Source organism: Campylobacter sp. US50a (genome assembly GCF_004379015.1).
Lineage (GTDB): Bacteria > Campylobacterota > Campylobacteria > Campylobacterales > Campylobacteraceae > Campylobacter_D > Campylobacter_D jejuni.
This window is the reverse complement of the sequence record NZ_RYYJ01000019.1, coordinates 1-11,655: the sequence shown is the minus strand read 5'-3', so window position 1 is coordinate 11,655 and position 11,655 is coordinate 1. Positions and strand designations below refer to the sequence as shown.

Annotated in this window: 12 protein-coding genes; 7 read left to right on the top strand and 5 right to left on the bottom strand. The window is 30.0% G+C overall.

Annotated features, from left to right (window positions below):
- Nucleotides 1–193: 193 nt before the first annotated feature.
- From ELQ11_RS09135 to zwf, 5 genes are all read right to left on the bottom strand, one after another.
- Complete coding sequence (locus tag ELQ11_RS09135; RefSeq protein ID WP_126249883.1) at nt 194–1,396, bottom strand: sugar MFS transporter; 1,203 nt, start codon at nt 1,394–1,396, stop codon at nt 194–196.
- A gap of 12 nt (nt 1,397–1,408) precedes the next feature.
- Nucleotides 1,409–3,052: a glucose-6-phosphate isomerase gene (pgi, locus tag ELQ11_RS09130; RefSeq protein WP_072224066.1), complete on the bottom strand. Its 1,644-nt coding sequence runs from the start codon at nt 3,050–3,052 to the stop codon at nt 1,409–1,411.
- Nucleotides 3,049–4,062, bottom strand: a complete 1,014-nt coding sequence (locus tag ELQ11_RS09125) for a glucokinase (protein ID WP_072224067.1) — start codon at nt 4,060–4,062, stop codon at nt 3,049–3,051. The genes pgi and ELQ11_RS09125 overlap by 4 nt, the downstream gene beginning before the upstream one ends.
- Nucleotides 4,043–4,723: a 6-phosphogluconolactonase gene (gene pgl / locus ELQ11_RS09120; RefSeq protein ID WP_126211416.1), complete on the bottom strand. Its 681-nt coding sequence runs from the start codon at nt 4,721–4,723 to the stop codon at nt 4,043–4,045. Before pgl ends, ELQ11_RS09125 begins: the two co-directional genes overlap by 20 nt.
- Before the next feature lie 144 nt (nt 4,724–4,867).
- Nucleotides 4,868–6,268 carry a glucose-6-phosphate dehydrogenase gene (gene zwf / locus ELQ11_RS09115; protein WP_072224069.1) on the bottom strand — a complete coding sequence of 467 codons (1,401 nt, stop codon included), beginning with the start codon at nt 6,266–6,268 and terminating at the stop codon, nt 4,868–4,870.
- A gap of 142 nt (nt 6,269–6,410) precedes the next feature.
- On the opposite strand from zwf, the gene edd reads away from it, so the two are divergent.
- The 7 genes from edd (at nt 6,411) to ELQ11_RS10135 (ending at nt 11,565) form a co-directional block, all read left to right on the top strand.
- The gene (edd, locus tag ELQ11_RS09110; protein ID WP_072224070.1) at nt 6,411–8,213 is read left to right on the top strand and encodes a phosphogluconate dehydratase; all 1,803 of its coding nucleotides are present in this window, start codon (nt 6,411–6,413) and stop codon (nt 8,211–8,213) included.
- A 9-nt stretch (nt 8,214–8,222) separates the two neighbouring features.
- Nucleotides 8,223–8,846, top strand: coding sequence for a bifunctional 4-hydroxy-2-oxoglutarate aldolase/2-dehydro-3-deoxy-phosphogluconate aldolase (locus ELQ11_RS09105; RefSeq protein ID WP_072224071.1), 624 nt, complete (start codon nt 8,223–8,225; stop codon nt 8,844–8,846).
- A gap of 11 nt (nt 8,847–8,857) precedes the next feature.
- On the top strand, nt 8,858–9,319 hold the full coding sequence (locus ELQ11_RS10155; protein ID WP_196776552.1) for a galactokinase family protein: 462 nt from the start codon (nt 8,858–8,860) through the stop codon (nt 9,317–9,319).
- Between the two features lie 117 nt (nt 9,320–9,436).
- A complete protein-coding gene (locus ELQ11_RS10150; protein ID WP_196776553.1) occupies nt 9,437–9,673 on the top strand; it encodes a hypothetical protein in 237 nt (78 codons plus the stop codon).
- Nucleotides 9,674–10,219: 546 nt separating this feature from the next.
- Complete coding sequence (locus ELQ11_RS10145) at nt 10,220–10,468, top strand: hypothetical protein (RefSeq protein WP_196776554.1); 249 nt, start codon at nt 10,220–10,222, stop codon at nt 10,466–10,468.
- A gap of 290 nt (nt 10,469–10,758) precedes the next feature.
- Nucleotides 10,759–10,938: a hypothetical protein gene (locus ELQ11_RS10490; RefSeq protein ID WP_251819147.1), complete on the top strand. Its 180-nt coding sequence runs from the start codon at nt 10,759–10,761 to the stop codon at nt 10,936–10,938.
- An 84-nt stretch (nt 10,939–11,022) separates the two neighbouring features.
- Nucleotides 11,023–11,565: a hypothetical protein gene (locus ELQ11_RS10135; protein ID WP_196776555.1), complete on the top strand. Its 543-nt coding sequence runs from the start codon at nt 11,023–11,025 to the stop codon at nt 11,563–11,565.
- Nucleotides 11,566–11,655 lie beyond the last annotated feature (90 nt).

The window sequence follows — 11,655 nt, the reverse complement described above, 5'->3', positions numbered from 1 at the left end:
CCCTTTAACAAGTCCTGTAAAATTGTTTTTATTAAAACTTGCTTGTGACTCTTAACAATGATAATTAAAAAGAACATAATCAAAGAAATTAAAAATATTTCTTGCAATTAAAAATTGAAATTATATACATAGCAAGCTTAAAATAAGATGAAACAGATGAAACAAAAAGCGGATTTTTGCTTTTTGTTTTCGGTTATTTAACCCTATATCCTTTGATAGCAAAAAAGAGAATATAAAAATAGCATAACAAAGGAACCAAATAAGAAATAAGCAAATCAAAATAATCAGCAACTAAGCCTTGAACTGGAGGTATCAAAGCTCCACCAACAATAGCCATACTAATAAGTCCAGAAGCTCTGCTTGTAAATTTACCTAATTTCTTTGTTGCTAAAGAAAAAATAGTTGGAAACATAATTGAATTAAAAAGTCCTATAGCCAATAAAGCTACCATAGCAATCTTTCCACCGATTAAAATAGCCATTATGATTAAACAAATATTAACAATAGAATTAAATACTAAACATTTATTTGGAGCAAGTTTAGTCATGACGAAGCTTCCTATAAATCTTCCTATCATAGCTCCACCCCAATAATAAACTATATACTTTGCAGCTGTTATTTTTTGAATGTTTGCAAATTTTTCCATAGTTAAAATTAAAAAAGAACCTATAGATACTTCAGCCCCTACATAAAAAAATATAGCTGCTACCCCTAAGACAAAATGAGGATATTCAAAAACGCTTCCTTTATTGTTATGATTTTTTTTATCTATAATTTTTTCAACCATTTGTCTTGCGTCTGGAAGTCTTAAAAGATATGTCACAATAGCCAAAAGAATTAAAATTCCAGCAATTCCTAAATAAGGAATTTGAACAGATTGGGCTTCTTCTAACTTACTTGCATATTTTACAGTATCTGAAAGTATAAAAGCGGCACCAAAAATTGGCCCTAAAGTTGTCCCTAAAGAATTAAAAGCTTGAACCAATGTTAAAGCCGTAGCTTCCTTTCCTGGAGCAAGTAAAGTTACAAATGGATTCCCAGCGGTTTGCAATAAAACAACTCCACTTGCTAATATAAAAAAGGCTCCTAAAAATATAGGATATGAAGCCATAGAGGCTGCTGGATAAAATAAAACACAACCAATGGCTGTTAATACAAAACCTAAAACAACTCCTATCGGATAACCAACCTTCTCCAAAAGCTTGCCAAAAATTCCGCCCGTTACAAAATAAGCTCCAAAAAAACAAAATTGCACTAAAGCTGATTCAAAATGATTAAGATTAAATATCGCCTTAAGATGTGGTATTAAGATATCATTTAATACCGTGATAAACCCCATAGCAAAAAACAAAGCTGTTAAAGCTGCCAATGCAAAATTATTAGATTTAGTTTGCATATTTTTCCCTTTTTAAATTGAATTAAAATTTTTATAAATTTGTATTAAATGTTTTGTAGAGCTATCATGCTCTTGAATTTTTCCACCCTGAAGTTCTGATAAAATAGTTTTAACAAGTTCTTTACCAAGCTCAACTCCCCATTGATCAAAACTATTAATATCCCAAATTACACCTTGAACAAAAATTTTATGTTCATATAAGGCAACCAAAGAACCTATGCTTTTAGGATTGATTTCATTGAGTAAAATAATATTACTAGGCCTATTGCCTGAAAAAACCCTATGGGGTGCAAGTTTACAAATTTGCTCTTCATTAAAACCCTTATCAGACATTTCTTTTTGAACTTCTTCAAGAGTTTTTCCTTTCATAAAAGCTTCAGCTTGAGCAAAAACGTTGCTGAGTAAAATTTCATGGTGCCCTGGAAAGCTTCCTTTTTTACTTAAGGATGCAATCAAATCAATAGGACTTAAATGTGTTCCTTGATGCAAAAGTTGAAAAAAAGCATGTTGAGCGTTAATACCCGTATCACCCCAAATAATAGGACCAGTATCATAATCAACTTTTTTGCCATCCTTTCTAACCTGCTTACCATTGCTTTCCATATCTAATTGTTGTATAAATTTAGGAAGATATTTTAACATAGAATCGTAAGGAGCTATGATATGGCTACCCGCATCGAAGAAATTTATATACCAAATACCGATTAAACCTAAAATAACAGGCATATTTTTTTCAAATGGCTCATTATAAAAATGCTCATCCATCAAATATGCCCCTTCTAATAAAGATGAGAAATTTTCCTTACCTAAATAAATCATAATAGCTAAACCTATAGCAGACCAAAGACTATAGCGTCCGCCAACCCAATTCCAAAATTCAAACATATTATTTAAATCAATACCAAATTCTTTTACCGCTTCTTTATTAGTTGAAACCGCCACAAAATGTTTTGCTATATGCTTTTCATCTAAGGCATGATTTAAAAACCATTTTCTAGCTGTAAATGCATTAGTTAAAGTTTCTTGAGTTGAAAAAGTTTTAGAAGCTACTATAAACAACGTTGTTTCAGGATGAACTTGATCTAAAACACCTTGCAATTGCGTTCCGTCCACATTAGAAACAAAATGCATATGCAATCTTGGGTGTCCAAAATTTTTTAAAGCTTCACAAACCATCAAAGCCCCTAAATCAGATCCACCTATGCCTATATTTACAACATCTGTAATCACTTGATTTGTATAGCCAAGCCAAGCACCAGAGCGCAAAGAGTCTGAAAATTTTTGCATCTTTGCTAAAACTTCCCTAACATTTGGCATAATATCCATGTCATCAATCATAATTGAATGGTTATCTTTATTTCTCAAAGCAGTATGCAAAACAGCCCTATTCTCAGTTGTATTAATCTTTTCACCCTTAAACATAGCTACCATTTTTTCTTTTAAAGAACATTCGTTGACTAAATTAAATAATAATTTTAAAGTTTCATCATTAATACGATTTTTTGAATAATCAAGTTTTAAATCACCAATTTCAAGAAAGTATCGTATTCCTCTATTTTGGTCTTCTTTAAATAAATCTCTCATGTGTACATCTTTTATATTTAAAAAATGATTACGCAAATTCTTATAAGAATTTAAATGGGTTAAAGATTTCATTTTTCACCTTTTACTTCTTTAAAATCGCAACTTTTCAAATGATTTTCTAAAGCAACAGCTGCCCCGTTAATACCTGGATATTTTGCTAAAACTACATAAACAGGAATAGCAGCCAAATAAGCATCAAATCTCCCCTTATTTTCAAAACGTAATCTAAAAGGTGATGTTTTAAAATAATCAATAAATCTAGGGATAATCCCTCCGCAAAGATAAACTCCACCCCTAGCTCCCAAAGTTAAAGCTAAATCTGAAGAAACCGTACCCAACATAGCACAAAATATATCCAAAGTTAATCGACACAAGGGAGACTTGCCACTTAAAGCTTGCTCGCTAATAAGCTCTGGGGTCATTTTAGAATGTTTAATGCCTTCTCTACTGGCCAAAGCTTCATGTATAAGTGTCAAACCTGCTCCACTTAAAAAACGTTCGGCTGACACGTGTCCATATTTTTTCTTTGCGTATTGCCAAATCATTATTTCAGTATCATCAAAAGGTGCAAAACTAATATGTCCACCTTCTCCAGCTAAAGCAATATATCCGCATTCATTGCAAGGAATTAAGCCACTAACACCAAGTCCTGTTCCAGGACCCAAAACGGCTTTCGATGCATATACTTCACAAGAAGTTCCACCCACCTGCATCAATTCAGAGAATGGCATTTTAGTTATAGCATAGGCCTGAGCTGTGAAATCATTGATAAGTATTAAAGATTCTAAATTTAAAGCTTGTCTTGTGGTTTCAATTGAAAAAGCCCAATGGTGATTTGTCATTTGAACCCAATCACCTAAAACAGGATTGGCAATAGCAAAAGCACCAAATTGAACTATTGGATTGCCAACTTTACTTAAATAAGTTTTTGCTGCATCAACAACAGTATTATAATCTTGACAAGCTAAAACTTCAACATTATCGATTTTACCCGGCATGGTTTCTAATGCAAATCGAGCATTAGTACCCCCAATATCAGCTAAAAGCCTTGGATATGATTTTTTATTTTGAGAAGTAGACATCGCACATCACCTTTTCTGAATGAAGTATATAAGATATAGGAAATTTAGGATTTAAACCCTTGGTAGCTTCATTAAAAACAAGCTCTTTTTCTTTTGTAGCTATAGATAAAAACAATTTATTGCATTTCTCTAATGCTGACAAAGACATAGAAAGTCTTTTATGTGGAGCATTTTTTGGAGTTGTTAAAATAATGTTTTTTTGAGTTGTTAAAGCAAAATCAATTTCATCTGCTTCAGGAAATAAAGAAGCCGTATGACCATCTATACCCATACCTAAAATAGCAATATCAGGTTGGTTATAGAATTTATTTGCATTTTCAACTAAATCTTCCAAAGAAAGCTTATAATCTTCAAAAAAAGGTTTAAAATGTGCCTTTTGAGCCAAATTCTTTAAAAAATGTATTTTTATCAATTTTGCATTGCTATCTTCATGATCAAGTTCAACTACCCTTTCATCAACCAAAGAAACATTACATTTATCCCAAATACATTTTTTTTTGCTTAACATTTCTAAAAATAAAACTGGAGATTTCCCTCCAGAAAAAGCTAAATTTATATATTTTTTGACTGATAAAATTTGCTCGATAGATAAAGTAACAGCTTCAACCAAAGCCTTATTGCAAGACTCTAAATCTGAAAATTCATGCATTTTAAATGCCATTTTTCCTCCAATTTTACTGCTTGACAAATTTTATTAAATCAAAATGTAACAGAGTTTTGCTTATAATTATCAAAATAAACAAAAATTACTAAAAAATTTAAACTAATTTGTTTCCAAATTACCCAAATTTGTTTTTAAATTATACTAGGCGTTATGCCATTCATGCTGATCTTTTTGGATCAAATCAAATGACTCCTTAGGGCCCCAACTTCCCGCAAAATAAGAATATAAAGGTGTTTTATTGTTTTTCCAATTTTCCAAAATAGGATCTACCCAAGTCCAAGCGGCTTCTAATTCTTCTTTATGATTAAAAGAAGCTTGATTACCTTCTATGACATCTAAAATCAATCTTTCATATGGCTGCATGACCGAAGTACTGTTTAAATTTAAAATCAAATTATTTTCCTCGCAATCCATTGTTTTGCCAATTTTCTTTACTTTTAAATTTAAAGAAATTTGATTTTCTGGTTGCAAACGTATTATAAGTTTATTAGGATGAGTACTTTGATCTTGCTGATCTTTAAAGCAAATAATAATTTGAGCAAAAGAATTAGCCATTCTTTTACCTGTTCTAATATAAAATGGAACATTCTTCCAATTTTCATCCAAAAGCTCCGCTTTGATAGCAACAAAAGTTTCTGTTTGACTATTTTCCTTGACATGATCTTCGTCCAAATAGCCTTTAAATTCTCCTGATTGACTATATTGAGCTCTAATGACATTTGATTTTATATCTTCATCACTTAAGGGTTTTAAACTCTTTAAAAGTTGCAATTTTGAGCTTCTTATAGATTCAGCATTAAGAGTATTTGGAATTTTCATAGCCACTAAAGAAAGAATTTGTAAAATATGATTTTGGATCATATCTCTTAAAGCTCCTGTACTATCATAAAATTCTCCTCGACTTTCTACACCTAAGGTTTCAAAAACACTGACTTCAACATAATCGATATAATCTTTTTTCCATAAAGAGGTAAAAATAGGATTAAATCTTCTTAAAATCAAAAGATTTTGTATACTTTCTTTTCCTAAATAGTGATCAATTCTATAGATTTGTTTTTCATTGTAGTATTGTGCTATTTCATTATTTATAGCTTGACAAGATTTTAAATCCATCCCTAAAGGTTTTTCTAAAATAATTTTAACCCTATCATCATTTAAGTCAACTGATGCTAAATTTTTACACGCCTTAATAAAAAACTCTGGAGAAATTGAAAAATAAATAACTATATTTTTACTTTTGTTGCTTATTTTTTCCTTTAAGAGTTCAAAATCTTTTGTTTCATTCAAATTTATACTTAAATAATCAATATTGTGGGCAAATTCTTCCCATTTTTTATTATCACAATTTTTTATATGTATTTTTGACTTATGATTCATTTTATCCTTGAATTCATCAACATTTAGCATACTTCTACCCGTTGCAATCATTTTTCCAATATGAGACAAAAATCCATCCACATAAGCTTGATAAAGAGAAGGGAAAATCTTTCTCATTGCCAAATCTCCGGTCGCTCCAAATAAAATAAAATCGAAACTTTTCATATTTTCTCCTTTTATAAAATTAATATCAAAACTTTATTTTAATTGCTAAAAGTATATTTTAGAATTTTATCTAAAATTATGGCATAATTAAATATAAAAAATACCACAATAAAAAAATAAATTTTAAGTATAAAGGATAAATATGGCGTTAAATAAAATTAAACAAATCACTCAAAAAGTAAAAGAACGTAGCGAAAAAACACGCAAGGATTATTTAGAACGTATTCAAGCACACAAAGGCAAAATTCAAAGAAAAGATCTTGGATGTGCAAATTTAGCTCATGCTTATGCTAGCATACCAGAGCATATTAAAGAAAGAATCAAGGAAAATAAAGATTCAAATTTTGCCATAGTTTCAGCTTACAATGATATGCTCTCAGCACACCAGCCTTTTAAAAATTACCCTGATATTATAAAACAAGAACTTTTTAAAAATCATGCATTTGGACAGTTTGCCGGTGGAACTCCTGCTATGTGCGATGGAATCACTCAAGGTTATGATGGAATGGAGCTTAGTTTATTCTCAAGAGATGTTATAGCTATGAGTGTGGCTGTGGCACTTTCTCATAATGTTTTTGATGGAGCTTTTTACTTAGGAGTTTGTGATAAAATAGTTCCAGGTCTTTTGATTGGAGCTTTAAGTTTTGGTCATTTACCAAGTATTTTTATCCCTTCTGGTCCCATGACGAGCGGAATTTCTAATGATGAAAAATCAAAAACTAGACAACTTTTTGCTGAAGGTAAAATTTCACGCGATAAGCTCTTAGAAAGTGAAATGAAATCTTATCACGATATAGGGACTTGCACTTTTTATGGAACAGCTAATTCAAATCAAATGATGATGGAGTTTATGGGACTGCATTTGCCAAATTCTGCCTTTATAAATCCAAATACATCATTAAGAGAAGCTTTGGTTAAAGAAGCTGCAAGCCATATGACTCAAAATAAAATTTTACCTATCGGAGAATTACTCGATGAAAGAAATATTATCAATGCTATGATAGGACTTATGGCTACAGGTGGCTCTACTAATCACACTATTCATTTAGTTGCCATAGCTCGTGCAGCAGGTATAATCATCAACTGGGATGATTTTGATGCCATTTCAAGCGTTACTCCACTTTTAGCAAGGGTATATCCTAATGGAAAAGCTGATGTTAATCAATTTGAATCCGCTGGAGGTTTAGCTTTTGTTATCAATGAACTCTTAAAAGAAGGTTTATTGCATGATGATGCTAATACAGTAATGGGTCAAGGCATGCAAGCTTATACTAAAAATCCTTTCTTGATTGATGGAAAAATCGTCTATAAAGATGGGATGAAAACAAGCAAAGAAGAAAATATCCTAAGAAGTATAGAAAACCCATTCTCTCAAAATGGTGGCGTTAAAATTTTAAAAGGAAATATAGGAAGAGCTGTTATTAAAATTTCAGCCGTTAAAGAAGAACATCAAGTTATCAAAGCTCCTGCTATGGTATTTTACTCTCAACAAGAATTTTTAAATAAATTTCAAAATAAAGAATTGCAAAAAGATTTTATAGCAGTCTTTCCTTATCAAGGACCAAGATCTAATGGTATGCCAGAGCTTCATAAACTCACTCCGCCTTTAGGAATTTTACAAGATCAAGGTTTTAAAGTCGCACTTGTTACTGATGGAAGAATGTCAGGGGCTTCTGGTAAAGTTCCAGCAGTAATCCATATGAGTCCTGAAGCTTTACTTGATGGAGATATTGCTAAAATTAAAGATGGCGATATAATATTGCTTGATGCAAAAAATGGCATACTTGAAATTCTTATTGATGAAAAAGAATGGAAAGAAAGAAAAATACCTAAATTGGATAAGAAAGAAATTTTTGGTTGCGGAAGAGAACTTTTCGCTGGATTTAGAACTCAAACCTCAAGTGTTGAAACAGGAGCAATGAGTTTTGGTGGATATTTTAAATAAGGAGATACAATGCAAACAAAAGAAATTTTAGAAGTAAGCAAAATCATTCCCGTTATTACAATTTATGATTTAAAAACAAGCGTAGATTTAGCAAAAGCTTTGATTGACGGAGGGATTAAAATTTTAGAAATCACTTTACGCACTCAAGAAGCTATTGAAGCCATAAAACTAATATCAAAAGAAATTCCAGAAGCTGTTGTAGGTGCTGGAACAATATTAAACGCTAAAATGCTAGAAAAAGTAAAAAATGTAGGAGCTAAATTTGCTATAAGCCCAGGATTAAATACTATACTTGCTAAAGAAGCAAAAAATGTTGATTTGCCTTTGATTCCAGGTATCGCAACCGCTGGAGAATTAATGCTTGCTCTTGAATTTGAATTTAAAAATTTAAAATTTTTCCCTGCTCAAGCTGCTGGAGGTGTTAATATGTTAAAATCTTTTTCCGCTCCATTTCAAGAAGTTAAATTTTGCCCTACTGGCGGTATTAGTCTTGATAATATGAATGATTATTTAAAATTAGATAACGTTCTTTGCATTGGAGGATCTTGGCTAACTCCAAAAGAATTGATCTTGGATAAAAAATGGGATCAAATCACTCAGATGACTAAACAAAGTTTAGGACAAATTTTATAAATGGATTTTAAATGCAAAAATTAAATCAAAATCTTAAAAAAATATACAAAGAAGAGTCTTTAGTCTATCAAGAACAAAGATATTTAAAAGCTTTAGAAACTTTTAAAAAACTTTATCCTAAGCATAATGATTTTAGCTTTTACTCTTCTCCAGGTAGAACAGAAATAGGAGGAAACCGTACCGACCATCAACATGGTATGGTTTTAGCAGCTGCTGTAAATTTAGATATTATTGCAGTGGTTGCTCCTAACAATAGTGATAGTATTTGCATTAATTCCGAGGGGTTTAATTTAAAAGAAATTAAATTAAATGATCTCGCATTTAATCCAAATGAAATTGGAAGTTCAGAAGCTTTGATAAAAGGAATTTGTTCTAAATTTAAAGACTTAAACTATAATGTAAAAGGTTTTGATGCTTATGTCACTTCAGATGTTTTAAAAGGTTCTGGTCTTTCTTCTTTGGCCGCTTTTTAAAATCTGATTGGCACAATTTTAAATTATGAATTTAACAATGCTGATATTTCAGCAACTCAAATAGCACTAATAAGTCAATATACAGAAAATGTTTATTTTGGAAAAGCTTGCGGTTTAATGGATCCAATGGCTAGTGCTATAGGAGGATTTTCTTTTATGGATTTCAAAGATCCTCAAAAACCTATTGTAGAAAAAATAAATTTTGATTTTTCAGATTGCAATTATCTTTTATATATTGTCAATACCAAAAGAGATCATGTAAATTTAACTTTAGATTATACTGTAATCATCGAAGAAATGCAACTTGTCGCAAAGGCTTTTGGTAAAAAAGTTTTAATAGAAAGATTTTTTTGATAATATTGCTTCATTAAGAAAGCAAATTCATGATAGAGCTATTTTACGTACTATACATTTTTTTAAAGATAATCAAAACGCATTTAAAGAGGCTCAAGCTCTAAAAAACAATGATTTTGAAACTTTTAAAAATCTTATTAAAGATTCGGGAAATTCATCATTTAAGTTTTTACAAAACATTTTTTCTTTATCTAAACCTCTAGAGCAAAATTTAGCTTTAGCTTTAAGTGAAAAAATTTTAAAAGATGAGGGTGTAAGTAGAGTTCATGGCGGAGGTTTTGCGGGAACTATTCAAGCTTATGTTTCTCTAAAACTTGCCCAAGAATATGAAAAAAGCATGAAAAAGATTTTTGGTCAAGATTCTTGTTATATGTTAAATATAAGAAATATAGGTGCGACAAAATTATAATTTACACTCTTATTGATCAATTGATTTTATACGCTTTAGAAAAAAACTTATCAAGCAAGAGGATAAAATTTTTCACATAAATAGCTTAATTCATCTTTTTAGATTGCAAGAATATAGACAAAGGGAAAAAATCTAAAATGACACTTAATGAAATTTTAAATGCTTTACTAGATTATGCTTGCAAAAATCAACTTTGTGAAAATGATAATGTAGCGAGATATTTATTTGGTGTTAAAATCATAGGACTTTTAACACCAAAACCTAGTGAATTGATTTCTCAATTTAAGCAATATTATCAAAAAAATCCAAAAGTAGCTAGCGATTTTTTTATCAATTTAATCAAGATTGTAATTATATTAATAACGATCAAATTAAAAAAGATATAAAATGGAAAACCCAAAGTAGCTACGGAAAATTAGAGATTACAATAAATCTTTCAAAACTAGAAAAAGATCCAAAAGTTATTGCTAAGGCTAAAGAAAATAAAAACACCCATTACCTTCAATGTTTTTTATGCAAGGAAAATGAATATTATGCAGAAAATTATCATCATCCTGCTAGGCAGAATTTAAGAATTTTACCCATAAAACTTGCCAATGAAAATTGGTTTTTTCAATACTCACCTTATATTTATTATAAAGAACATTGTATCATCCTTAATCAAAAACATACTCCGATGAAAATCTGCAAAAAAACTTTTGAAAGATTATTTGATTTTTTAAAAATATTTCCTCATTATTTTATAGGATCAAATGCTGATTTACCTATAGTTGGAGGCTCTATTTTAAGCCACGATCATTTTCAAGGAGGCAGTCATACCTTTGCTCTTAATAGTGCCAAAATAGAAAAAATATAAAATTAAAAATTTTGAAAATATAGATTTTGGTATTGTTAAATGGCCATTATCTGTTATAAGAATTTCAAATAAAAATGATAAAAATTGATAAAATTTGCAGATTTTATCCTAAAAAAATGGAAAAATTATAATGATAAAAACGTCAATATCTTAACAAAAACTCAAAATGCACACCACAATAGCATAACTCCAATAGCAAGAATGAAAAATTCTAATTTTGAATTAGATTTGGTTTTAAGAAGTAATAGAACAGATAAAAAGCATCCATTTGGCATTTTTCATCCACATGAACACCTACACAATATAAAAAAAGAAAACATAGGACTTATAGAAGTTATGGGGCTTGCTATTTTACCTCCTAGACTTAAAGAAGAATTAGAACTTTTAAACGATTATATTCTTAATAATAAAGATATAAACACTAATGAAAAAATCAAAAAACATACTCAATGGGTTAAAAATTTTTTACCTAAATACAAAGATATCAATGATAAAAATATAGAAAAAATTTTACAAAAAGAAATATCTAAAACATTTTTAGATGTATTAAAAAATTGTGCAGTATTCAAACGCAATAAAAAAGGAATGGAAGCTTTTGAAAGATTTATAAATACTTTAAATAAATAAAAATTTAATATTATTTTTTATGGTGGGCCTAACAAGACTTGAACTTGTGACCTCACCCTTATCAGGGGTGCACTCTAACCAGCTGAGCTA

Coding starts and splice junctions, on each gene's coding strand:
- pgi (WP_072224066.1), bottom strand. CDS start 3,052: ATGAAATCTTTAACCCATTTAAATTCTTATAAGAATTTGCGTAATCAT.
- ELQ11_RS10155 (WP_196776552.1), top strand. CDS start 8,858: ATGCAAAAATTAAATCAAAATCTTAAAAAAATATACAAAGAAGAGTCT.
- pgl (WP_126211416.1), bottom strand. CDS start 4,723: ATGGCATTTAAAATGCATGAATTTTCAGATTTAGAGTCTTGCAATAAG.
- edd (WP_072224070.1), top strand. CDS start 6,411: ATGGCGTTAAATAAAATTAAACAAATCACTCAAAAAGTAAAAGAACGT.
- ELQ11_RS10150 (WP_196776553.1), top strand. CDS start 9,437: ATGGATCCAATGGCTAGTGCTATAGGAGGATTTTCTTTTATGGATTTC.
- ELQ11_RS10145 (WP_196776554.1), top strand. CDS start 10,220: ATGACACTTAATGAAATTTTAAATGCTTTACTAGATTATGCTTGCAAA.
- ELQ11_RS09105 (WP_072224071.1), top strand. CDS start 8,223: ATGCAAACAAAAGAAATTTTAGAAGTAAGCAAAATCATTCCCGTTATT.
- ELQ11_RS09135 (WP_126249883.1), bottom strand. CDS start 1,396: ATGCAAACTAAATCTAATAATTTTGCATTGGCAGCTTTAACAGCTTTG.
- ELQ11_RS10490 (WP_251819147.1), top strand. CDS start 10,759: ATGAAAATCTGCAAAAAAACTTTTGAAAGATTATTTGATTTTTTAAAA.
- ELQ11_RS09125 (WP_072224067.1), bottom strand. CDS start 4,062: ATGTCTACTTCTCAAAATAAAAAATCATATCCAAGGCTTTTAGCTGAT.
- zwf (WP_072224069.1), bottom strand. CDS start 6,268: ATGAAAAGTTTCGATTTTATTTTATTTGGAGCGACCGGAGATTTGGCA.